The sequence below is a fragment of the Clostridium sp. 10cd* genome (assembly GCF_044336395.1).
In the GTDB taxonomy this organism is placed as follows: Bacteria; Bacillota_I; Bacilli_A; order Erysipelotrichales; family Erysipelotrichaceae; genus Clostridium_AQ; species Clostridium_AQ innocuum.
Map to the genome: position 1 here is coordinate 2,658,976 of NZ_CP172347.1, position 23,634 is coordinate 2,682,609.

The 23,634-nt window shown below is 47.1% G+C and carries 21 protein-coding genes, 1 pseudogene and 1 other annotated feature; of the genes and pseudogenes, 4 read left to right on the forward strand and 18 right to left on the reverse strand.

Annotation, left to right across the window (positions count from 1 at the left end):
• Positions 1 to 53 precede the first annotated feature (53 nt).
• Positions 54 to 2,345, reverse strand: a complete 2,292-nt coding sequence (locus ACG3M1_RS13230) for a protein translocase subunit SecDF (RefSeq protein WP_021420755.1) — start codon at positions 2,343 to 2,345, stop codon at positions 54 to 56.
• Positions 2,342 to 2,632: a post-transcriptional regulator gene (locus ACG3M1_RS13235; RefSeq protein WP_002609229.1), complete on the reverse strand. Its 291-nt coding sequence runs from the start codon at positions 2,630 to 2,632 to the stop codon at positions 2,342 to 2,344. The genes ACG3M1_RS13230 and ACG3M1_RS13235 overlap by 4 nt, the downstream gene beginning before the upstream one ends.
• A 141-nt stretch (positions 2,633 to 2,773) precedes the next feature.
• On the opposite strand from ACG3M1_RS13235, the gene ACG3M1_RS13240 reads away from it, so the two are divergent.
• Entirely contained in the window at positions 2,774 to 4,078 is a 1,305-nt protein-coding gene (locus tag ACG3M1_RS13240; RefSeq protein ID WP_224727199.1) for an oligosaccharide flippase family protein, read from the forward strand.
• Here ACG3M1_RS13240 and ACG3M1_RS13245 read toward each other — a convergent pair.
• Complete coding sequence (locus tag ACG3M1_RS13245) at positions 4,075 to 4,737, reverse strand: DUF421 domain-containing protein (RefSeq protein WP_008817141.1); 663 nt, start codon at positions 4,735 to 4,737, stop codon at positions 4,075 to 4,077. The genes ACG3M1_RS13240 and ACG3M1_RS13245 overlap by 4 nt on opposite strands.
• Before the next feature lie 63 nt (positions 4,738 to 4,800).
• Between ACG3M1_RS13245 and ACG3M1_RS13250 the strand changes: the two genes are divergently transcribed.
• Positions 4,801 to 5,154: a DUF3792 family protein gene (locus ACG3M1_RS13250; protein ID WP_008817140.1), complete on the forward strand. Its 354-nt coding sequence runs from the start codon at positions 4,801 to 4,803 to the stop codon at positions 5,152 to 5,154.
• Between the two features lies 1 nt (position 5,155).
• Here the strand turns inward: ACG3M1_RS13250 and ruvB are convergent, their stop codons facing one another.
• The 3 genes from ruvB to ACG3M1_RS13265 all read right to left on the reverse strand — a co-directional run bounded on the left by ruvB (position 5,156) and on the right by ACG3M1_RS13265 (position 7,828).
• Positions 5,156 to 6,169 (reverse strand): Holliday junction branch migration DNA helicase RuvB, encoded by a 1,014-nt coding sequence (gene ruvB / locus ACG3M1_RS13255; RefSeq protein ID WP_008817139.1) that lies wholly within the window; start codon positions 6,167 to 6,169, stop codon positions 5,156 to 5,158.
• A gap of 3 nt (positions 6,170 to 6,172) precedes the next feature.
• Complete coding sequence (ruvA, locus tag ACG3M1_RS13260) at positions 6,173 to 6,754, reverse strand: Holliday junction branch migration protein RuvA (protein ID WP_002609234.1); 582 nt, start codon at positions 6,752 to 6,754, stop codon at positions 6,173 to 6,175.
• A gap of 489 nt (positions 6,755 to 7,243) precedes the next feature.
• Positions 7,244 to 7,828, reverse strand: a complete 585-nt coding sequence (locus tag ACG3M1_RS13265) for a hypothetical protein (RefSeq protein ID WP_008817138.1) — start codon at positions 7,826 to 7,828, stop codon at positions 7,244 to 7,246.
• Between the two features lie 272 nt (positions 7,829 to 8,100).
• On the opposite strand from ACG3M1_RS13265, the gene ACG3M1_RS13270 reads away from it, so the two are divergent.
• Entirely contained in the window at positions 8,101 to 9,381 is a 1,281-nt protein-coding gene (locus tag ACG3M1_RS13270; protein WP_044947570.1) for a helix-turn-helix domain-containing protein, read from the forward strand.
• A 422-nt stretch (positions 9,382 to 9,803) separates the two neighbouring features.
• Here ACG3M1_RS13270 and ACG3M1_RS13275 read toward each other — a convergent pair whose 3' ends face one another.
• From ACG3M1_RS13275 to ACG3M1_RS13290, 4 genes are all read right to left on the reverse strand, one after another.
• Positions 9,804 to 10,568 carry an exodeoxyribonuclease III gene (locus ACG3M1_RS13275; protein ID WP_002609236.1) on the reverse strand — a complete coding sequence of 255 codons (765 nt, stop codon included), beginning with the start codon at positions 10,566 to 10,568 and terminating at the stop codon, positions 9,804 to 9,806.
• A 127-nt stretch (positions 10,569 to 10,695) separates the two neighbouring features.
• Positions 10,696 to 11,265 (reverse strand): DUF4352 domain-containing protein, encoded by a 570-nt coding sequence (locus ACG3M1_RS13280; protein WP_008817137.1) that lies wholly within the window; start codon positions 11,263 to 11,265, stop codon positions 10,696 to 10,698.
• 43 nt (positions 11,266 to 11,308) lie between these two features.
• Positions 11,309 to 12,061: a serine/threonine protein kinase gene (locus ACG3M1_RS13285; RefSeq protein WP_008817136.1), complete on the reverse strand. Its 753-nt coding sequence runs from the start codon at positions 12,059 to 12,061 to the stop codon at positions 11,309 to 11,311.
• 63 nt (positions 12,062 to 12,124) lie between these two features.
• The gene (locus tag ACG3M1_RS13290) at positions 12,125 to 13,198 is read right to left on the reverse strand and encodes a serine/threonine protein kinase (RefSeq protein ID WP_009270367.1); all 1,074 of its coding nucleotides are present in this window, start codon (positions 13,196 to 13,198) and stop codon (positions 12,125 to 12,127) included.
• A gap of 60 nt (positions 13,199 to 13,258) precedes the next feature.
• Here ACG3M1_RS13290 and ACG3M1_RS13295 point away from each other — a divergent pair, with 60 nt between their 5' ends.
• The gene (locus tag ACG3M1_RS13295; protein WP_008817134.1) at positions 13,259 to 13,687 is read left to right on the forward strand and encodes a hypothetical protein; all 429 of its coding nucleotides are present in this window, start codon (positions 13,259 to 13,261) and stop codon (positions 13,685 to 13,687) included.
• A gap of 303 nt (positions 13,688 to 13,990) precedes the next feature.
• On the opposite strand, the gene obgE is transcribed toward ACG3M1_RS13295, so the two are convergent.
• The 8 genes and pseudogenes from obgE to ACG3M1_RS13335 form a co-directional block, all read right to left on the reverse strand.
• Entirely contained in the window at positions 13,991 to 15,280 is a 1,290-nt protein-coding gene (gene obgE, locus ACG3M1_RS13300; RefSeq protein ID WP_002609241.1) for a GTPase ObgE, read from the reverse strand.
• A gap of 69 nt (positions 15,281 to 15,349) precedes the next feature.
• Positions 15,350 to 15,634 carry a 50S ribosomal protein L27 gene (gene rpmA, locus ACG3M1_RS13305; RefSeq protein ID WP_002609242.1) on the reverse strand — a complete coding sequence of 95 codons (285 nt, stop codon included), beginning with the start codon at positions 15,632 to 15,634 and terminating at the stop codon, positions 15,350 to 15,352.
• A 2-nt stretch (positions 15,635 to 15,636) separates the two neighbouring features.
• Positions 15,637 to 15,951 carry a ribosomal-processing cysteine protease Prp gene (locus tag ACG3M1_RS13310; protein ID WP_002609243.1) on the reverse strand — a complete coding sequence of 105 codons (315 nt, stop codon included), beginning with the start codon at positions 15,949 to 15,951 and terminating at the stop codon, positions 15,637 to 15,639.
• A 3-nt stretch (positions 15,952 to 15,954) separates the two neighbouring features.
• Entirely contained in the window at positions 15,955 to 16,266 is a 312-nt protein-coding gene (gene rplU / locus ACG3M1_RS13315) for a 50S ribosomal protein L21 (protein ID WP_002609244.1), read from the reverse strand.
• A gap of 17 nt (positions 16,267 to 16,283) precedes the next feature.
• Positions 16,284 to 16,357, reverse strand: a sequence feature (ribosomal protein L21 leader region).
• Positions 16,358 to 16,694: 337 nt separating this feature from the next.
• Positions 16,695 to 17,183, reverse strand: a complete 489-nt coding sequence (locus ACG3M1_RS13320; protein WP_009270366.1) for a GNAT family N-acetyltransferase — start codon at positions 17,181 to 17,183, stop codon at positions 16,695 to 16,697.
• Positions 17,184 to 17,201: 18 nt separating this feature from the next.
• Positions 17,202 to 20,282: a DNA polymerase III subunit alpha gene (dnaE, locus tag ACG3M1_RS13325; protein ID WP_395814241.1), complete on the reverse strand. Its 3,081-nt coding sequence runs from the start codon at positions 20,280 to 20,282 to the stop codon at positions 17,202 to 17,204.
• A 244-nt stretch (positions 20,283 to 20,526) separates the two neighbouring features.
• The gene (locus tag ACG3M1_RS13330) at positions 20,527 to 21,915 is read right to left on the reverse strand and encodes a hypothetical protein (RefSeq protein ID WP_395814244.1); all 1,389 of its coding nucleotides are present in this window, start codon (positions 21,913 to 21,915) and stop codon (positions 20,527 to 20,529) included.
• 8 nt (positions 21,916 to 21,923) lie between these two features.
• Positions 21,924 to 23,617 (reverse strand): annotated as a pseudogene (locus tag ACG3M1_RS13335) (Hsp70 family protein).
• Positions 23,618 to 23,634 lie beyond the last annotated feature (17 nt).

Genomic DNA, 23,634 nt, shown 5'->3' on the forward strand with positions numbered 1-23,634 from the left:
TTTGCCTTAAGAAAGCAAAAGAGATATCTGCTGTCACAGATATCTCTATCGTTTTAATAGTCGTTCATGCCCGGAATGATCATTTCCTCCAGTTCATCCTTTTTCTTTTTGTGTTTCTTTTTTACATGCTTTTTCGGATTCTGATGGATACGGATCTGGTACCACAGCTGCGCTGCGACAAACAGGGAGCTCCCCGCACCGCAGGCGATACCGATGAACAGCGCCAGACAGAAGATACGGATGGCACTGCTTCCGAAGAACAGCAGGCACACAACCGGCAGAATCGTTGTCAGCGTGGAGAGAATGGATCTTGTCGCCGTTCTCTGCAGCGCTTCATTTACGATTTCACGATATTCCGCTTTCGTCGTTGTCGCAAGCTTGCGCCCCTTCATCTCATCACGGATACGGTCAAAGACGACAATCGAGTTGTTAATGGAATATCCGATCACCGTCAGCAGCACGGCGATGATTTCCGTATTAACCTCCAGACGGAAAATCGCACAGGCCGCAAGCACGAAGAAGACATCATGAATCAGTCCGACAATACCGCTGATTGCATAATCCCACTTGAAGCGGATGGAAATATAAATTAGAACGCCGATCCATGCCAGAATGGAGATCAGAATTGCACTGCGCACCAGCTCCTGCCCGATCACCGGGGTTACCACGTTGTCATTGACATCGTGCTGATAGGTTTTCTTCAATCCCGCCTTTACGGTATCCATCTTATGTTCATCAATGGCATCCTTCACAAAGATATTTGCCACATTATCCTTTTCACCGTTGATTTTAATACTGCTTGCATTGATTCCAAGACTCTTCAGCTGATCGTTCAGCTTATCCCTGGAAATCGCCGTATCGCTTTGTACCGTCAGCTTGGTTCCGCTGGTGAAATCAATGCCCCAGTTCAGAATACCATTGCCCTTCATGCCCTGAAATGCCATACATCCCACACCGATGACAAGCACCGTCACAGAAGCGATGATAAAGTATTTCGCATTTTTAACAAAATCAAAATTCTTGAAGAAGCCGAAATAGAAGCGCTCCTGCCCCTTGCTCACATCCGGAACATGAGCCTTCTTCACGCCGAACCAGCTCAGCTTGTCATTCAGCCAACCGCTGCCAACCAGAAGAGAAAGCAGGAGTTTTGTGACGAAGACAATCAGGATGATAGTAGAAATCGTAGATACGATCAGCATGGTCGCAAAGCCCTTCACACTTCCCGTACCCATCATATACAGAATCAGCGCACAGATAAAGGTTGTGACCTGCGCATCGAAAATCGTAATAAAGGACTTGGAGCTTCCCTCATAAAAGGCGGTCTTTACACTACGTCCGGAATACAGCGCGTCCTTGATACGCTCAAATGTCAGAATGTTGGAATCGGCCGCCATACCGACACCAAGCACGAGGGCCGCAATACCCGACAGGGTAAAGACTGCGCCCATGGCATTATAGATGAGGAACACGATAAAGACATAGGTTGCCAGCGTGACTGCGGAAATCAGACCCGGCAGACGGTAGTACAGAATCATGAACAGCATGATCAGTGCGATACCGATACCGCCAGCCAGCATGGTTTCACTGAAGGCGTTGATACCGTAATCGGCAGTCACCGCATTGCTGTATTTCTCACTCATTTTCACAGGCAGCGAACCGGAGTTGATCAGATCCTTCAGCTCGGTTGCCTCCTCCTTGGTGAAGCTTCCGCTAATCTGCGCACTGGTGGAATTGATCCCCTCACTCACCGTTGCAGCAGAAATGAATTTTGGATTTTTCTGATCCTTTTCCTTGGCATAGGAATCGGTATCCGGATTAAAATCCAGCCAGGCAACCATCAGATTGCTGCCGCTTCCCATCTGGGAAACCTTCTGTGTTACTTCATAAAACTTCTTCTGATCAGACAGCTTCAGGCTGACAATCGGCTTGCCGTAATTGTCGTACATCACACTGGCTCCGCCTTCCTGCAAAACGGTGGAATCCATCAGCAGGTTGTCATTCACATCGCGGAATGTCAGATTGGCAGTTGAAGAGATGACCCTTCTTGCCTGATCGGCATTTTTAACACCGGCGAGCTGCACACGGATACGATTGTCGCCTTCCACTGTGATTTCCGGTTCATTGACACCCAGAACATCGACACGTTTTTCCACTGATTTTGCGACAGCCGTCATGGAAGGAAGCTTTTTGCCCTCCAGCGGACTCACTTCATACAGGATTTCAAAGCCACCCTGTAAATCCAGCCCCAGCTTCATATTCTTGCGAACGGACGGGGTGCAGGTCACAATCAGTGTCAGTATGGTCAACACGGTTATCACAAAGACCACGAGACGTGATTTCTTCATTGTTTATCTCCTCCAAATAAATCATCAAAGTCGTTGAGGTTCATACGGGAGCCCATAATCACGGCCTGCGTAGACAAATAGGCCACCACATCGCTTGCGCTGAGCTGCTGGATATCCTCTACCGCCTCATGGATGCTTCCAGGCTTGCGAAAGCGCCAATGCTCCTTCAACGAGCTTTCTACATGCTGATATGTCAAGGAAGATAACTCTTCTCGTTTCAACTGATTTGTTTTCAAAGCAATAGCAAGTTTTATGTATTTATCTTCGATTTCACTTTGACCACTCATAAGCTCCTCCTTAATATCATAAACATTATTATAGCTTCAATTATGAATGAAAGCAATGTATTTTTTTATCCCGAATCCGCACTTTGTCTTTTAAAATCATTACATCGCCAATTTTTTTCATGATCTGCAAGCTGGATTGGAGTGATTTATTTGAAGAAAACCGTACTGCAGTCTACTGTGATTCTGGTAATTGTATCCGTGATTGCCAAGGCCCTTTCTTTCATCGTGCGCATCATGCTTGCCAGAACCCTGAGCCCCTCGGCTATGAACTATTATACCCTGGCAGCACCGACCATGGTCTTTTTCATCACCCTGGCACAGATGGGAATCCCCGGGGCCTTATCCAAGGTGATTGCGCAAAGCGACCATCCCCATCAGCCGCTGAAGGTCAGTGTGATTCTTTCCCTGTTGAATAATGCCGTTATTATTTTGACCTTTCTGCTCGTGCTTCCCTTTCTGGCTACCCGCATCCTCAAGCAGAAGGAAATTCTGCCCGTCCTGTATGCCATTATACCGCTGATTCCACTGGTATCGCTGTCCGGTATCCTGAAGGGATATCTGTTCGGTCTGCAGCATCACGTGCAGGCAACCTCCTCCCAGCTGTTTGAAGAAGGCAGCCGCATCCTGTTTCTGTTTGTGGTTTTCTATCTGCATCCCTTTACCGACGCAATCACCATGGCCCGTATCGCAATGCTGTCTGTCAGCGTTGGAGAGGCGTGCAGCGCACTGTTTATGCTCATCTCCCTGCGCAGACAAAAAAGAACCCTTTCCAGGATTCCGCGTTTGTTCAGCGATCTAAACCGCCGACAGTTTGATGAGGTGCTGACGGTATCCATACCTATGACAGGCAGCCGTCTCATCGGCTCCCTTACCTATTTCATGGAGCCGATTGTCATGGTATTGGGGCTTGGCACGGCAGCATCCGCCGCCATGGTAGGCGCCTATGGACAGCTCAACGGCTATGTACTGCCCATCATTACCATGCCAAGCTTTATCACCGTAACACTGAGCAACTTTCTGCTGCCATCCTTTACCTATTCCTATTCCAGAGGGTACTACGATCATGCACGCCGTCTGTTTTCGATGATCATCGGCTGCTGCTTTCTGGTCGGTCTGGGCTGCAGTGTGATCTGCTATCTGTTTCCGGAGCAGCTGCTTTATCTGTTTTATCACAACACCCACGGTGCCCTGCTGCTCAAGCAGCTGGCCATCCCGTTTGCTTTGTATTCCCTGCAGCCTCCCCTGTCCAGCATGCTCCATGCCTTATCCTTAAGCAAGCAGACCGTCGCAGACACCCTGAGCGGCTCTCTGGTACGGATCTTATGTGTGCTGTTTCTGACCAGAACCTGCATGGAGGCCTCTTTGCCCATTGCACTGACAGCCGGGATGCTCATTACAACCACCATGCACGCTGTCCGCCTGTTCATCGCCTTCAAGAACAATTAAAAGAAGGTATCCTTGGAATTCATTTCCTTCTTGATGACAAACATGCCGTTGTTTTGATAAATGCACAGAAACACATCATCCACACTCTCCACGCCCTCACTCTTCAGGGCGTTTTTCAGCCATTCCTCATCCCGTGACAAATCCTGCAGCGCCTTTTTGTTGATTGTTCCATCGCTGATGAGAGGATCGGGGTGCTTCACCTTGCATTTGTTTTTCGGCAGAATGGAGAGCTGTCCGTTGTTCTCCAGCACTGCAAAGGCAACCTCATCCGGTGTGCACAAATCCTTGCTGCGAATCTGAGACATGAGATCGTCAATGTTGTAGCGCTCCCTTTTCATGATGCTCTGATTGATATGTCCGTTATGAATCAGAATCGCATTCTTACCGTCAAAGATATCTCTGGTCTTTTTGCTTTTCAAAAGCACCCAGGAAATCACAATTTGTAAAAAAGCCAGCGTGAAGATTGGAACAAGTGACTTCAGAATGCTTTCATGCGTATCCGTAATGGAGATTGCCAGCAGCTCACTCATAACAAGGTAAATCACGATATCAAAGACAGAAAGCTCACCGACTTCCCGTTTCCCCATGATGCGAAGGGCAAAAATTATCACAAAATATACGATAAAGCACTTCACCATCAGATTTATATATTCCTGCATTAAACCATCCTTTCCTGCATAGTTTGTACGTAAATTTCATACAGTAGACTGAGGTGACCACTTATGAAATTCAAACTACAGACCTATGTGCGCTCCGTAGCCGTACTGCTTGCGCTCACATTGTTATTCTCTCTTGTATTTGCTGCTTTATACTATTTTCATGCAGTATCGACTTCGACTTTTCACATTTTGAACTGGATCGGCGGTATCATTGCCTATGGAGCCGGCGGAGCATTGCTGGGCATTGGCGTAAATAAAAAAGCGCTGTTTCATGCGCTTCCTGTTGCTGCCGTATTCTATCTGCTGTCCCTGCTGCTGAGCGGCTTCTCACTGCCTGCACTGCTTGAAAATCTCAGTAAGGCACTGGTTTATGTCGCCGCTGCCGTCATTGCATTCTCGCGTACGCACAAGGGATAAATCAGTCTGTGTGCAGAAACAGCCCCTCCCGCAGATCATAGCCGAGATGGCGATAGGCCTTCTCTGTTACAACACGTCCGCGCGGTGTGCGGTTGATAAAGCCGATTTGCAGAAGATACGGCTCATACACATCCTCCAGCGTCATCGTTTCTTCTCCGATGCTGCTGGCCAGCGCTTCCAGACCAACCGGTCCTCCCTTGAAGCGCTCAATGATCCCCTTCAGATACTTATGGTCGACATTATCTAATCCCAGATGGTCGACCTTTAATTTATCCAGTGCCATTTCCGCAATCTGCTTACTGATGATGCCGTCATTCATAACGGTCGCAAAATCACGCACACGGCGAAACAAACGGTTCGCGATTCGCGGTGTGCCGCGGGAGCGCAAAGCAATCTCCAGCACGGCCTCCTCCTCGATTTCCGTATCCATGACACGGGAGGTTCTGGAAATAATCTGCTGCAGCTCCGCAAGCTCATAAAATTCCAGCTGAGAAACGATACCGAAACGATCACGCAGCGGCGCTGTCAGATCGCCCGCACGTGTCGTAGCCCCGACAAGCGTGAAGGGCGGCAGCTCCAGCCGTATACTTCTGGTGGTTGCGCTGTCCTTGCCGACAACGATATCGATACAATAATCCTCCATGGCAGGATACAAAATTTCCTCAACCTGCTTCGGCAGACGATGGATTTCATCAATAAACAAAACATCCCCAGGCTCCAGTGTAGACAGTATGGCTGCCAGATCCCCGCCCTTTTCAATCGAGGGGCCGCTCGTCGTCTTAATACTGCCTCCCATTTCATTCGCCAGTATATAGGACAGGGTTGTTTTTCCCAGTCCGGGAGGGCCGTACAGCAAAACATGATCAAGTGCTTCATTTCGCTGCTTTGCGGCCTCAATAAACACCGACAGGTTTTCCTTCAGCTGTCGCTGTCCGATATATTCACGCAGACTCTGAGGGCGCAGGGATGCTTCCTCATCCATACTCTGCGATTCATTTGATAAAATTCTCTCCATTTGCTAGACTCCTTTTCTCTTCGCCAGAATGCCAAGCCCCTTTCGGATATACTGATCGCTCGTCATCGCTTCCAGAGTACCCAGCTCCTTCTTGATACTGTTCAGCTCTGCATTCTTATAGCCCAGCGCCTTCAATGCTTCCAGCGCATCCAGCAGCTGTTCATTTTCCTTAACTTCCAGCTCCGTAACCTCTTCCACGAGCTTCCCCTTCAGATCCAGAACAATCTGACTGGCGGTTTTCGCACCGATGCCCGGAAGTCCCTTCAATGTTTTCACATCATTGCTTTCGATTGCCGCAATCATGTTCCTGGCAGGACAAACGCCCAGCATTCCCAGGGCCGTCTTCGGACCGACACCCTTGACACTGATCAGCTGCAGAAACAGATCATGCTCCTCCATCGTGGTAAACCCGAACAGCGTGATCGCATCCTCGCGTACGTGCTGATAGGTATATAAAATCACTTCGGCATTAAGCCGGACTGCCATCGGATTGGCAACATAGACCCGGTAGCCGATGCCATTGTTTTCAATAATCAAAGAATCATTGCTGTAGCTGTGAATGATTCCCTTAATAAATGCTATCATTTTCATCACCGCACTTATTTTATCATGACTGGACAAATAAAAACAGTGGAAATCCACCGTGTGCTTACCCTGTATTGAAAAATCATTGGAAATAAGGGAGGAAAAGAGGTGTAATTTCACCTTTTAAAGCAGTGTATTCATAGACTACGGGAATTCTGCACGCTCAGATGTAACAGAGGCGCTAACCTGCTGATACAGAACCATCCGGTATTTCCGTTTTCTATTAGCAAAACAAGGCAGCAAGGCTGCAATATACAGTCTGCCTTTCAACCGGCTGTTCACAGCTCCTGCTGTGTTAAGCTCCCCTTATGAAGCGGAAAACAACCGTCAGAAAGCATGTCGTACAGAGCCTTCCTCTTCCTTATATCTTATCTTTTATACAATCATTTATGTTATCTTTTATGTCACGTTTTCTACTTCACAGTATCTGTTTCCTCTTATTTTCGGTTCTGTAATTCCTATAAAATAGAGAATCACTATGTACCGCCTTCATCCGGACATATCAAAAAATTCAAAGATGGTATCAAAGGGAATCACCCGTTTGCACAGACCGTATAGAAGCGTCAAAATCAGCAGCTCCGCCGGAAGCAGACACAGCAGAAACGCGATTCCTCCATCCCGCATCCATAGCGGCAGCTTATCCAGCATGATAAAGTATACAGCAAAATATACAACACAGCCCATGCAGATACCGGCAACCACCGTTCTGCGCTTTTTCTCATTTTGCAGCTTTTCCAAAAGGATCTGCTCCAGCCCCATCTTCTCAAGACAAAGCACACTGATTCCATGCAGTGTCTGTGATGACCTTGTGATAAAAAGAATATGCTTAGTCTTATCCGGAGAACGCCTCGCACGGTCCTTTTCCAGAACGCTTTGCAAATCCGGCCCATAAACGGTGCGGCAGATATATCCATAGGCAGGAAGCTGCTTCAGTGTTTCCTCCTCCCAAACATTCTCCACAAACAAAATTATCTGACGATACTGCTTTGCCAGTACCTCCATGAAATGCTCCGCCTGCGGATCCTGCAAGGCTGCAGCATCCACATAAACATATAGTTTATTTGAGAAATCCATAGTTCCCCTCTTTTCTTATAATTCTTATTTTTCTTACAATTATCATAACATAATCTTCCGTATTTTACAACTACAAAAGCGTTCAGCGAATCCATGGCTGAAGTGAAAAGTTAAATTCCACTTTCAAAGTAGCTAAGTAGAAAAGACTCTTACACAACAATCTAGTTGAATTTACACTTACAATTGCATTTAGTCTTTCATATATCCTTTTTTATATCTATGATGAAGGTAACCGCTGGTTATTATCATACACATTACAAAGGGTGATGAATATGGCAACGAACAAAAACAAACATCTGACTCAGGACGATCGCAATGTCATCGCGATCGGCATCGTTAATGGTTCTTCTAAAAAAGCTATTGCTGATAATCTAGGCAAAGATAAATCTACGATAGGTAAGGAAATCCGTGCTCACCGTTATCTCTCTCATAAATCTACACTTTCTCTAGAATGCGAGAACTATGCTCACTGTAAGTTTAAGAGAAAGAATTGTACTGTCAACTGCCCTGATTATTCTAAGTTCCGCTGTAAACGCAGAGATCGTACTCCGGGAGCTTGTAATGGCTGTGAGAAACTGAAAAGCTGCCGCTTTGATAAATACCTCTATAAACCTACGATCGCCTATGAGGAATACCGTAGCGAACTCGTTGAGTCTCGAACCGGAATCAATCTGACCTCATCAGAAGCTGTAGAGCTAGGCAATACCATCAAGCCTCTTCTATTAAAAGGTCATTCACCTTATCAGATCATAGCTGCACATCCCGAACTTGGAATCAGTGAGAAGACACTCTACAACTATATTGAACAAGGTGTATTCGAATGTGTTGGCATTGCTAATATTGACCTTCGTATAAAAGTCAAAAGAAAAATGACCGCTAAGAAGAAGACGATCTATAAAAAACGACAAGACCGTAAATTCCTTGTTGGACGGCTTTACACAGATTACCAATCCTATGTTGAGTCTGAGGAAATCACACACATTTTACAAATGGATACAGTCTATAATGACATTTCCAATGGACCGTTTATCCAGACTTTCAAATTCATCAAATATGGGCTCCTGTTTGCTGTATATCACGACACGAAGACTGCTGCAGATATGGTTGACGGACTAGCTGTTCTTGATTCCATCCTTGGAAAAAGCCTGTTTGAACAGGAAGCTCATATAACACTCACTGATCGCGGAGGTGAATTTACTGATGCTGAGCATATGGAAAAAAGAGACGATGGTACCAGAAGGACACGAGTCTTCTATTGCGACCCTATGCAGTCCGGGCAGAAAGGAAGCCTGGAAAATATGCATCGTGAATTACGTTATATATTACCTAACGAAGTAGACTTACGCAGTATCGGCCTGACCGATCAGACTTCCTTGAATGTAGCCATCTCACATATCAATTCCAGTGCCAAGGAACATTTGAATGGAAAATCCCCATTTGAGCTATGTGAGTTCATGTGTCCGGAATTAGCGCAGAAACTTTATGAATTTGGTCTACAGAAAATAGAAAAGGACGAAGTGATACTTCGTCCAAGCGTATTGACTCATAAGTAACAAACAGATGATATAAAGAATGATAAGAGCAGCGGGAAGAACAGTTATTTATAGTGTAACTATAAAATGGAAGTGGAATTTAGTTATACATAGGCATAATGGAGCCTATTTTCAGTGCGCTTATTTATTTTATCTATCATTCGCACAATGACCACTTTCTTCACATTTTTACTTACTTCTACCTATTTGAAACCCTTTCTAACGCTATATTTATGCTCTGTATAGACTTTTGTAGAAGAAAGTTCCACATTTTTTATTCGCCTTTTGAAAGTGGAATTTAACTTTTCACTTCAGCCAGCGAATCCATGCACACCCTGATCCAGATAAAAGTACAGCCTGTATATATGAAAAAAAGAGGCAGCCGCCAGAGTGTATCCTGTGGTTTGCAGCCTCCTTTTCAACAGGGAATGGAAAAGGCTGTCCTAGACAGCCTTCTTATCAAATTCAAGAGATACCGGGCAGTGATCACTGCCATAGATATCCGTGTGAATCCTTGCTTCCCGAATAGCCTCCTTCGCATCCTCGGAAACCAGGAAATAGTCAATCCGCCACCCTGCATTCTTTTCGCGGGCTTTGAACCGATAGCTCCACCAGGAATAAATCCCCTCCTGCTCTGGATACAGATATCGAAAGGAATCGATAAAGCCGCTTTCCAGCAAAACACTCATCTTACCGCGTTCCTCATCCGTGAAGCCTGCATTTCTGCGATTCGTCTTTGGATTCTTTAGATCGATTTCCTTATGTGCGACATTCAAATCACCGCACACCAGCACACTTTTTGTTTCGTTCAGCTTGTGCAGATAGGCACGAAACGCATCCTCCCAGACCATGCGGTAATCCAAACGCAGTAAGCCGTCCTTGGAATTAGGGGTATATACACAAACCAGATAAAAATCCTCGTACTCACAGGTAATGACCCGCCCTTCATGATCGTGCTCCTCAATTCCAAGACCATACGTCACGGAAAGCGGCTTCTGCTTGGAAAACACCATGGTTCCGCTATACCCCTTTTTCTCTGCACTGTTCATATACTGATAGTAGCCCGGTGTTTCGATTTCCAGCTGTCCGGGCTGCATCTTCGTTTCCTGAATACAGAATACATCTGCATCTATCTCCTTAAAGAAATCCATAAAGCCCTTTTGCATACAGGCGCGGATTCCATTTACATTCCATGATACCAATCGCATAACATCTACCTCCCGAATATACCTTAATCATACCGTATCCCATAAAAAAAAGCCAGCCAAACAACCAGCGGGGAAAAGAAAAACCGCCGCATATGCGACAGTTCTTTTTGCCTGAGCCGATATCTGTCTAATGCAGATTGATCAGCCCCTTTTCCGTGCCCCATGCTCCGGTCTGTACCTGCAGCTGCAGATTTTTATCATCAATCGTCGCCTTGGTTACATCGAACACGATTTTTCCCTTTAAAGAAGCATCCGGATTGATTTCCTTGGCAAAAATGCTTTCATCTCCCAGATACATAATAGCTGTAGAATCTGTATTGTAGGTCTTGTCTCCCTTTTTCAGCTTAAAGAAGCTGTCCAGTACACTCAAAGCATCATCTCCGTTGTTTTTCACGGTAACCGAAACAATCAGATAGGTTTCCTGTGCTTTCTGATTCAGATACTCATCGCCAATCGTATCCGTAGTTTCAATGCCGTTCACTGTGTATTCCACATCGCCTACCTTCAGCGTGTCCTTGATACCGTAGGTTTTCTCTTTCGGCTCCTTCTTTTTGTCTTCTTTCTTTTTGTTGTCGGTTTTCTCTGCTGCCGGCTCGCCGTTTTTCTTTTCCTCATCTCCTCTGCCTGCTAGTGCTCCAATGACACCGAGCGCAAGAATTACGATAAGTACAATCTGCCATTTCTTTAATTTTTTCATAGGTCCCTCCAGTTTTCTCATCCTGTGTTTTGGAATGATTTTATTATACCTTCTGTTCTTTTTGCATTGGTATGCTTTCAGCATACTTTGCTGTAGAGCTGCAGCTTCGGCATGTTATGATAAAATCATTCTGCATCTGCGATATCGTCAGGTAGCGTTCCTCCTGTCTTTTAGCTGTGCTTTTCCGTATGATGGTGAGAAAGATATCCGCTTCGTTATTCCTCCATGCCGTATGTGCACACAATTCCTTCAGCAGAATTCCCATGGAATAAATATCACTTTGTTGATCGGATAAGCCGTAATACTGCTCCGGCGCTGCATAGCCTACACTTCCGCTACGTTGAACATCCTTGCGCGTTGTCATCAGCTTCGCAATCTCAAAATCGATCAGCACCACATGTCCCTTATCGATCAGAATGTTATCCGGCTTGATATCCCGATGAATGATCGGTGGTGTCTGTGCATGCAGATGCCCCACAACCGCAAACAGCTGGAGCATGATCCCGATGCACTCCTCAACCGGCAGCCTTCTTTGACTGAGCTTATATTCCAGTGTACATCCATTTACAAACTCCTCTATCAGAATTGTCTTTTCATGACTGTAGCTGAAATCAATCACATTGGCAAGATGTTCATACGGATGGCTCTGCAGCAACTGATACAAAGAAAAATCCAGCTTTGCACGAACGACCTTTTTCACAAAGAACAGGTTTTCTATCATGTGCTGAACAAGCAGGATATCCTTTTCATCACTGTGAAACAGCATAGCAACATCATCATATACTTCTAATCTCATTTGCACGCTTCCCTCTTTATCACGAACAGAATTATATAAAAAAACCGGAAAGCTTTGGTATGCTTACAGCAGACTTTCCAGTATGGCTGCCAGAATCACCAGCAGACTGATTATGATAAACGCACAGAGAAACCACAGAATCGAACCTTTGAAGAAGCGTATGGATGCCCGTCCATGATCCTGAAGCGGAAGCAGCTCCCGAACATTCCCTGCATTTACCGTAATTGCCGGGATGATCGCCAGGCATAAACCAAAGGCGATTCTCTGACAGATCAGTGAATACGGGGATGGCGGAGGGGTCACGGTCATCGATGCTCCCAGAATTATACAAAGCCCGTAATATGCAAGAAACAGCAGCCGCTTTGCAGCGGAATCCCTTCGTATACCCGGCAGCTGCGACAGTAAGACAGAAACGGAAGCGTGCGGCAGAGATTTCTCCTCGCAATATCCAAGCGCCTTTTGCAGCTCGCCAACGCTTTGATAGCGTTTATCCGGATCCAGCTGCATACAGGTTTCAATGATGTGCTGAAACGGACTGTGGATATCCTTTGCCGTTACATCCTTTTGTACCATCGTTTTTAAGACCGCTCCGATGGCGTATATATCACTGCGGCAGTCACTTTGATGAAACCCGTACTGCTCCGGTGAAGCATAACCGGCACTCCCCATCACACGGGTATCGCGATTTTTATCCTGCTTGAAAACCCGTGCAATTTCAAAATCAATCAGCCGTATCTCCAGATGCTCCAGCACCATGATATTTCCCGGCTTGATATCCCGATGAATAACCGGCGGCTGCAGACTGTGAAGATGCTCAACTGCAGACAGCAGCTGCTGCATGATATGATGAATAGCCGCATCATCAAGTGATCGCTCACTCAGCACGTACTCCAGTGTCGTTCCATTGATGAATTCCTCCACAAGGATGCACGTTTCCCCTCTGCGCGTCGCTTCATACAGCATCGGAATGCCGGGATGGGGATGCTGCATCAGCTGACGGTAAATCTGTAGCTCCGCACAGTCCCGCATTATCTTCTTGATGTAAAATTTCTGATCCAGGCAGTTTTTCACCAGCTGCACTGTTTTTTCTTCCGTTTCGGACAATGTACATATATCCTCTAATAAATCCAGACGCATAAATTCTCCTTTAGCTTGCAATAATCGTGATTTGATTATATCATAATATCTGGTGATTGTATGCAGAAACAGAAAACGAAGGATTTGGAAGATATCCTGAAGAAGGCCGGTGCGCTGGAGAAAGATCGTATTTTAAAAGAAATCCGTGATGTATCCTTTGTGGATTACATCAATGAAATCCTGTTGGAAAAGGATTTGGAGAAGTCCGATATCATTCGGGATGCCCAGATTCCAAGAACCTATGCCTATCAGATATTTCAGGGCAGCAAGCAGGCCGGTCGAGATAAGATTCTGCAGCTTGCTATAGCTATGAAACTGAATCTAGAGGAAACCAACCGTCTGTTGACCGTGGCACATCATAACCATCTGTATGCCAAGCAGCAGCGGGATGCGATATTGATTTTCGGCATCAGCAAGCAATATTCTCTGATACAGATCAACGAATTGCTGGATGAGTTCCATCATGAGCTGCTCGGTGATTTCAGCTAGCTTCACATAGCATGTTTCATGGTTTGAAATATTTAACACAGCGTGAAAAGGCTTATCCTATAGAAAAAGACCCGGCAGAGCGTTGATAACTTGTCAGGTCTTCTTTTATTTCGGAATTGAGCATCACCGCCCGCAGGCGTGCTATCATCCGCCTGTACAAAACGATAAGATGCATGTTTTGGTGGGATAAGCAAAAGCAAAGAAAAAGGCACAGGAACCTCGCTTTAATCGTGTGTTTCTGCGCCTTTGCTTTTTTGCCATGAAGCCAACCCATGTTTCATGAAGGGGAATGTCGGTATGACGTTACTCGACAAATTCAAACTGAATATCACAGATGGTTACGACATCGCCGTCCTTACAGCCGGCTTTGCGCAGTGCTTCATCAATTCCCATTTTCCGCATTTTGCGGGCAAATCGCATGAAGTCCTCTTCATTATCCATCTTGCTCATCTTAAAGCTGCGTTCCAGCTCTTCCCCGCTCAGCTCCCAGTTGCCATTTCCCATGTTGTGTACCTCAAAGGCAGGCTGCTCAGGTTCAAATTTGTAAAGCACACCTTCCGCCTCTTCATCACTGGCATCATCGTTATATAACGGAAACTGCGGTGTTGTTTCCAGCAGATCGGCTGCGCGATAGAGAACCGGCTCCAGACCCTCTGCAATAATCGTTGTGGTCTCAAATACCTCAACCTCGGGATAGGCCTTTCTGAAGCGCTTCAGGTTTTCCTGTGCTCCATCCAGATCCATCTTATTCGCAAGAACGATCTGCGGACGCTCCATCAGACGGTATTCATACTGCTTTAGCTCATCATTGATGGTTTTATAGTCCGCAACAGGATCGCGGCCGTCATTCGCTCCCATATCCACAACGTGGATGATAACACGGCAGCGTTCGATATGACGAAGAAACTGGTGTCCAAGCCCCTTTCCTTCACTCGCTCCTTCAATCAGTCCAGGCAGATCCGCCATGACAAAGCTTCTGCCATCCGGAACCTGCACCATCCCCAGATTCGGAGCCAGCGTTGTAAAGTGGTATTCCGCGATTTCCGGCTTCGCCTTGGATACAACGGACAGCAATGTGGATTTCCCAACAGATGGGAAGCCAACCAGTCCGACATCCGCCAGCACCTTCAGTTCGACCATAATATCACGTTCTTCCCCCGGTGCGCCCAGCTCACTGTACTGAGGTGCCGTGTTTTTACTGGATTTAAAGTGGAAATTGCCGCGGCCGCCCTTTCCGCCCTTGGCGATGATTTCCTTTTGTCCCTTGCGTGTGAGATCCGCCAGAATTCTTCCGGTTTTCTCATCCTTTACAAGCGTACCCTGCGGCACCTTGATAATGCAGTCTGCCCCATCGGCACCATGCATTTTCTTTGTCTTTCCGTTCCCGCCCGGCTCTGCAGCCATCTTGCGGTTGTAGCGCAGATCCAGCAGTGTTGTCTTTCCTTCATCGACCATAAAAACGACATCACCGCCAGCCCCGCCGTCTCCGCCGCTGGGACCACCGTAGGCAACATATTTTTCACGCCGGAAAGCAACGATTCCATCTCCGCCTTTTCCAGCCTTCACATGTACTTTTACACGATCTATAAACATTCAGGCACCTCCTTGTCTCCTTCTGTTATCCTGCTCAAAAATAAAATCCCCATACCGGGGATTTTTTCATTACGCCTGTGGGTAAACGGACACTTTTTTCTTGTCTTTACCTAAACGTTCGTATTTTACAACACCATTCACTTTTGCGAATAACGTGTCATCTCCACCTTTTCCAACGTTTGTTCCCGGGTGAATTTTCGTACCACGCTGGCGGTAAATGATACTTCCTGCATGGCAGAACTGTCCATCAGCCAGTTTTGCTCCAAGACGTTTGGATTCGGAGTCACGGCCGTTCTTTGTAGAACCAACACCCTTTTTGGATGCGAACAGCTGAATATCTAATACAAATTTCATAATCACACCTCCTGATCGTTTATTGTAATATAGTCTGCATAGCTTTCCTGCATGGTTGACAGCTGATAATACATTCCCTGTAACAGGATACCTGCTGTAGCATCTGGCAGGATCGTTTCAATTTTGATGTATGCTTCCTTCAAAACGAAGTCGCATGCTTCAGGCACCATCTCATCTAAAGCATTCATCATTCCTACAGCTATGGAACTCACTCCGGCACATACCAGATCCTGACCGGCATCTGCATAGCCTGCATGATCTCTGATTTCCACTTCCTGTATAATACCCTGATGCCGCTTTACATGGACTCTTACCATACATTAAGCCTCGATTGATTCGATTGTCAGTTTTGTGTAAGGCTGACGGTGTCCCTGCTTGCGGTGTGAGCTACCTTTTTTAGCCTTGTATTTGTAGACGATGATCTTCTTTGCTTTTCCCTGCTTTTCAACCTTTGCGTTGACCTTAACTCCCTTTACATATGGAGTACCAACACGAAGAGAACGGTTGCAGTAAGCGACTACCTTGTCAAATACAACAGCTTCGCCTTCTTGAACGTCCAGCTTTTCTACGAAGATTGTGGAACCCTCTTCTACACGGATCTGTTTTCCGCCTGTTTCAATGATTGCGTACATAAATCGCACCTCCTTCTAAATAATTTAAGACTCGCCATGCAAGGTGATGATTTCCATACTTAAACCCTGTTCTGAGCGGTTGTAAATCCGGGAGGACATACAACATGATTATGTTACCATAAACAGCTTTTTAACGCAACACTTTTTTCATTTTTTTTACATGATGCAAACATGCATACATTATATGCGCCTCAAAATAACAGGTTCATCAAGGATACCCTAGAGAGCGCTCCGTTCTGTATGAGATCACTGTCATACGGCAGTTTTGTTTTCCCCTTTTCCTCTGCCAATATCTGCAATTTGAGTACGAGCATACAGGGCTGCATACAGCAATTCTTAAACGCAAAGCGCACCTTCCCCTTTATGTTGTGATTACAACTGCACATCCTGCAGCAGTAAGCAACTCCATGATGTCTGTTCGGTCTGTATCACGCAAAGCACAGCAGCATATCATACCATTCTGCACCGCCGTGAACAGAAGCACTCACTCCCATATTATGAAAGCCAAACCGCTCGTAAAAACCTACCAAATGCTTTTTGCAGGTCAAAACCATACCTGTTCTTCCCTCCTTCTTCGCTGTCTCAATCAAAGCTTGCATCAGCTCCCCTGCATACCCCTGATGCTGATGAGCGGGATGCACATCCAGACCGAAGACCGTTTGATAGGCGCCATAGGGATCATGCAGGCTTTCATCCTCATACATCGCATCACAGATCACCTGCTGATTGCTTACACAGCCATTGATCATGCCGATGATGACGCCATCCTTTTTCATGACCAGAAAGCTTTCCGGAAAAGTCTTGGCACGTCTGCGCAGCGCCGCTTCATCCGCCGCCTCCTCCTTTGGAAAGCAGCACGCCTCCAGCTGTGCCAGTTCTGCAATATCCGCTTCCTCTACTGTATCAATGGTTACCATATGCACACTCCTGCTCCTTCATTCCTTTTCTATCCTTGTCAGCTTCTTGACCAGACAGCTGGTTTCCTTGTCCACGATTCCCTCCACATACAGATAATTCCCCTTGACCAGATCATCCGCATGCTGGCGGTATATATTCGGCATACAGACAAGATCAAATTTTCCTGTTTCATCACTGCCGATGACGAACATCATCATATCGCCGTTTTTTGTACGGTACTGACGGCAGCGATCCACCAGACAAACAAATTTCACATAGCGTCCCTTGTACTTGGGCAGTGAAATCAAAATCGGAAGCTCCTTTCCCATGCGGCTGCGTACATCCGCAATCGGATGCCGCGACAGATAGAAGCCGATGGCCTCCTTTTCCTTTTCCGCGCGAATCGCTGCATTATCCCTCATCATTGTCATAGCAGGCTTGGATACCAGATCAAAGTCAAACAGCACCTGATCCACATCCTCGATTTTCACAAGATCCGCATAGCGAAGTGCATCCTCCAGTGATGCCATCAGACTCGCACGCCCGACCTTAAAGCAGTCCAGCGCCCCTGCATTAATCAGGATTTCAATGGTTTTTTTACCGATTTTATTCCCATTCATACGTGCGGTGAAGTCGAAGAAATCACGGAATTCGCCCTTTTTATTTCGTTCCTCGACAATCAGTGATGACACCGCACTGCCGATACCCTTAATGCCGACAAACGGAAAGCGCAGCGCATTGTCCTCGATTCCATATTGATTGTACGAACGATTGACATCCGGCAGCAGAATCTTGATATGCCGCTTACGTGCCTCAAATACATATTCACTTGTCTTTGTCTCCGAACCGATCACACTGTTCAACAGGCTGTTAAAGAAATACAGCGGTGCATTCGCTTTCAGATACGCCAGCTGATAGGCAATCATGCCATAGGCCACGGAATGGGAACGGTTGAAGCCGTAATTCGCAAATTTCATAATCAGGGCATACACCTTCTGTGCCAGAGCCTCATCATAGCCCTTATGCAGTGCCCCCTGTATGAATTCCTCCTGCATTCTGCGCAGCTCCTCTCCCTTTTTCTTGCTGATGGCCTTGCGCAGATTATCCGCCTTACCAAGGGTGAAGCCGGCCATTGTCTGTGCAACCTGCATGATCTGTTCCTGATAGATCATGATACCATAGGTATTCTGTAAGATCGGCTGCAGGCTGGGATGGATATAATCGACCTTTTCCGGATGCTCTCTGCGATCCAGATATTCCGGAATGTTTTCCATGGGACCGGGACGAAACAATGCAATCGTTGCGACAATGTCCTCAAAGCAGTCCGGCTGCATTTTCCGTATCAGATTTTTCATCCCCTCACTCTCCAGCTGGAAGACTCCCACCGTATCCACCGCGCGTATCAGCGCATAGGTCTTGGCATCATCCAGCGGTATCCGCATGATATCCAGTTGTTTATCCGCTGTCGCATTGATATGCTGTACGATTTCATCGATGATGGTAAGGTTCCTCAATCCCAGAAAATCCATTTTGATCAGACCGAGCTCCTCCAGATATTCCATTGTAAACTGTGTGGCACAAACACCCTCATCCACATCAATCAGCGGACACACCTGCTCAATGGCTTCATCGGAAAACACGATACCTGCCGCATGCAGAGAGGCATGACGCGGCAGTCCCTCCAGCTTTCGGGCAGTCGCATACAGGCGGCGCATCGTTTCTCCGCTGTTGATCAGCTCCTTGAAGCGCGCATCATTTTGATATGCATAGTCCAGTGTCACCTTGATTACATTGGGAACCAGCTTACACAGGCGGTCGATCTGACGGGGATTGATTTCCATCGCCTTTCCCACATCCCGCAGCACCTGCTTCGCCGCCAGTGTATTAAAGGTGATGATATGGGATACCCTGTGTTTGCCATACAGCTGCTCCACATAATGAATCACCTCATCCCGGCGGTTATCCGGAAAGTCCGTATCGATATCCGGCATGGAAATACGTTCCGGATTCAGAAATCGTTCAAACAGCAGATGATAGCGAATCGGATCCACATGCGTGATACCAAGACAGTAAGCTACCAGGGAGCCGGCAGCACTTCCTCGTCCGGGACCGATATAAATATGCTGTGTTTTCGCAAACCGGATGAAGTCCCAGACGATCAAAAAATAATCGGCATACTGCATGCGGATAATAACATCCAGCTCATAGTCCAGACGCTGCTGGTATACGGATGAAATCGGCTGGTACTGCATACGCTTCTGCAACCCCTTCTGACAAAGACTGCGTAAGAATTCCTCACTGCTTACGCCGTATTTGTTTTGAAATTTCGGAAGCACAGCCTTTGGCAGCTGCATCTCCACCTGACACTGTGCTGCAATACGATCACTCATCTGCAGCTCCGCCTCCTCATACAGCTCCTGCATTTCCTGCGGGCTGCGGAAATAACGGCGCGGACTGTAATTCAGCATTTTATCATGGAGCGATACGCCCTGATTGATGGCACACAGCGTCTTATAGCTCTCCTCATCCTCTTCCCGTTCGAAATAAACGCGGGACAATGCCGTACAGGGAATATCCAGCTCCTCGCACAGCTGCTTTAAGACCGGGTTTTTCTTTTCCATCAAGCCGGAATCATTGCGTGCTATGGATACATAAAAATCAGAAAACTGCTTTCGGCACAGCTTCAGCCAGTGGCGCAGAAGATCCAGCTCCTCCTTTACGATAAGGGTCTCCATCTGATTCTGATCGCCGTTTGTTAAAACGATACAGTCCTTTGCATAATAGGCGAGCGTATCCAAATCCGGTATGCGTCTTTCCTCTCCGGTATTCAGCCAGGTGGACAGCTTCAGCAGATTCTGATAGCCGGCATCATTTTTCGCAAGAACGACAAAGCCATACAGCTCCTCCTGCTCCAGCACGTCCACTTCCATACCGAATATCGGCTTGATATTTTCCTTTTTACATGCATGGTAAAACGCCATAGCGCCGTGCATGACATGCTTGTCTGTCAATGCGACCGCTGTATAGCCGCAGCGCTTGGCAGCCGCAACGATTTTGGGAATCGTCAGGGTGCTCTGCAGCAGGGTATAGCAGCTTCGCACATGTAAGTGGACACTCATTCTCAACACCTCGTCTCTTTCTTTATTTTATCATATTTTTATGCTTCTTAATACGGGCGTGACCATGGTTTCTGAAGTTTTACGGCGATCGTGTCCAATGCTAGCCACAGGCACATCTTGTTGGCTCAATTTCTTTTGGAAGCTTGCGTAAAGAAAACCATGACCTCAGTCACGGTGATGATTCCTTATAATTATCCGCAGCATGGACGGGATGGTGTTTGCAGCAGCCCTTGACCGCTTCAGCTCACTGATTGCCAGCTTCTATTTTCTTTTGTAATGCTTCCAGCTGCTCCTGCGATTTCCGCTGTGATTCCTCCAGCATTTCCTGCTGTATATTTCGCAGCTCCTCCTGTTTTCTATCCTCCGCTTTCCGCTGATCTAATAGGGCCGGTATGAGTACAGCAGATAAAGCAGCAAGCAGTACAAGCAGCAGAAGCATCTGTTTTTTTCTGCGATATGCCGGCGGTTCCTCCAGAATTGCTTTACGCAGACTCTGCTTTGCCGGTGTATCCGCTGTTTCCAGCTCAAAATAAGAAAACAGGAGATTTCTTACCTCTTTTTTATAATGGTGATGTTTCGCATAATAAGATAGCCTTTCCAGCAGATACAGATCCGCTTTATCCAAGCTTTGCTTATGCAGCCATTCTTCCCATACCTCAGCTCCCTTGTCTTCATGGGAGAGCTCAAAGAATTGCAGTGCCTGCTTCTGTACATGGTTCCTCCAGCTGATGAAGTTCTGCTGTGTAAAGGAGGCATCCTTACCCAACAGCTCCTTCAGCTTTGCATAGGTTTGTGCGGGGTCCTGAGCGAGATGATCTCGGATATGCAGAAAGGAATAGATTTTCCCCGCCACCGCACTGCTGTGCGCATAGCATTTTTTCATTTCCAGTGCCAGAATTTTTTCCGCTGTCAGCTCATCCACGGTATCCTTTGTCCAGTGTTTGTGGTTCAGAAATTCCAGCCAAGCTTCGCTATCTTCCTCTCTGCTTTGACAAAGCGCGCGCCATGTATCCAGCAAATATGCCGTATCTCTTTTGCAGGAGTGACGATACGACTGAAAATCCGGTATCCCCTGCCGGATACTGCTTAACAGCTCCTGCTGTGCCGGCTGCAGCTGTCCGGCATCCAGATGAAACGCCCGGATAAGCGTTTGCCGCATCGCATAGGAAAGCAGATTCACCTGATTCTGCAGTCCTTCACTCAGCGCAGTTAGAAATGCTGTATCCTGCAACAACGCAAGCCGCTGTGCCGTTTGCAGCTGTTTCTTTACTGCAAGCGTGTTGCCGCTTTGCAGTGCCTGCAGCAGCTCTTCGATCCGCTCATCTGTCGTTTTTGGTGCTGCCTGTACCAGCCCCTCACAGGAAGACACGGATCCCGCAGACACAGCCTCAAACGATTCGTCATTTGATTCTTCTGCTTTCTCCTGCAGCACGTTCACTTTGATGGCATGTCCTGCGCGCTGTGCCTGCGCATACTGCACAGCTTCACGATAGGCTGTCTGCAGCAGCTGAAATGCCTGGGGTTCCTCCTCCGGATGATGCAGCTTCACCTGCTTCGCATAGGCTTTTTTTATTGCGGTAATATCCTCTAGGTTCACAAGGTCCAACAACCCTTTTATCTGTTCCAGTTCCATATGCTCTCCTAACTGAAGAAGCTCACAGCATCCGCTTCCCACTCATCAAGGGCAGATTTCACCCTTCGAAAGACCTCACGAATATGCTGTGGCTGTTCCTGCTGCAGCGCTGCTTCTAATTCCTCCAGCAGGGCGGCAATCCGCATGCGTTTCTCTCCGATGCTTTCAGAATACATGCGCTCTCCGCGTTCCAGCAAGTGCCGGTATACCTCTTTTTCCTGTGATGGCAGCTTATATGCCTGCAGCTCCCGCAGGCGCTGATGAACCTCCTCCTCGCTCATCCGGTTCATGCGGTTCTGTATCACGACACGACTTGCGCTCTCTTCATGGAAGGTATTTGTTTCCACCTCCAGAAGTCCGTTGATATCATAGGTAAACCGGACGGAAATCGGCTGATATTCTTCGCTTGTCTTAGGTACTTTTATACGCACTGTCCGCACGACCAGATTGGCTGCCGCTTTGCGGTGCTCCTCCTGCAGGATCGATGTTTGCAGCTCTCCGCTTGTGCTGCGATAGGAAAACATGCGGTTTACACTGCAGGGTAAGGCCGTGTTGCGTTCAATAATCGGTTCCATCACATAATCCCTCGCTCCATCATCGTAAACAGCCAAACCGAGTGTGAATGGACAGATATCACTCAAGAATACATCCCGTATATCCGAACAGCGCTCCTTGATGCCTCCCGCTGTCCCACAGCCGATTGCAATAGCCTGATCCGGCTCATGCACCAGCTCTACATCCCGCTTCAGCAAAAACTCCAGATACTGTATAACAGCTGGCATACGACAGCTGCCGCCAACCAGAATGACCTTCTGCAGCTCCTGCAGGGATATCTCAGAATCCTTCAGCACCCGCTCCAGCGGTTTTTGCATGCGCTGTAAAAGAGGCATACAGATAGCTGTCATTTTCCCGCGGTTTAATTTCATACAGCAGTTTTTCTGATGCAGGAAAAGCTGCAGGCTGTATTCCTTACGGACACTCAGCAGCATCTTGGCCCTTTCCACCCCGGTTTTCAAAAGTGCCAGCTCCTGTGGGAGCAGCTCTTTTCTCTGCAACCCGTTTTCTTCAAGAAAGCAATCCATGATTGCTTCATCAAAATCACTGCCGCCCAGATGGTTATCCCCGCTGATGGCCCGTATTTCCACGACATTTTCAAAAGCCTCGACAATGGAAATGTCCAGTGTTCCTCCACCGAAATCCACAACGAGCGCAAGCATATCCTCTTCCGTTTGCTGGATGTGCTGGGATAAGGCTGCCGCACTGGTTCATTGATGATACGCTCCACACGGATACCGGCAAGCTGTCCGGCAATTTTGGTTGCCCAGCGCTGATCATCATTGAAATAGGCCGGAACACTGATGATTGCCTCCTCAATCCTCTCATTCAGGAATACACTGGCATCCTCCACCAGCTTGCGAATCACCATGGCGCTTAAATCCTGCGGATAATACGTTTTTCCATGGACCGTATACACCGTATCCGTTCCCATGCAGCGTTTGAACTCCGCAAAGGTCAGTGAAGGATGCGTATGCAGCCGCTGCTTAGCCCCCTCCCCAACCAGCACCTCTCCGTTTTCCAGAAAGCTGACAACAGAGGGTGTCAGATAGCTTCCAAATGCATTCGGTATCAATATCGCTTCCTTCCCTTTCCAAACACAGGCCAGTGAATTGGTTGTGCCCAGATCAATTCCAAGTATGGACATGAGCGCGTCCTCCTTTC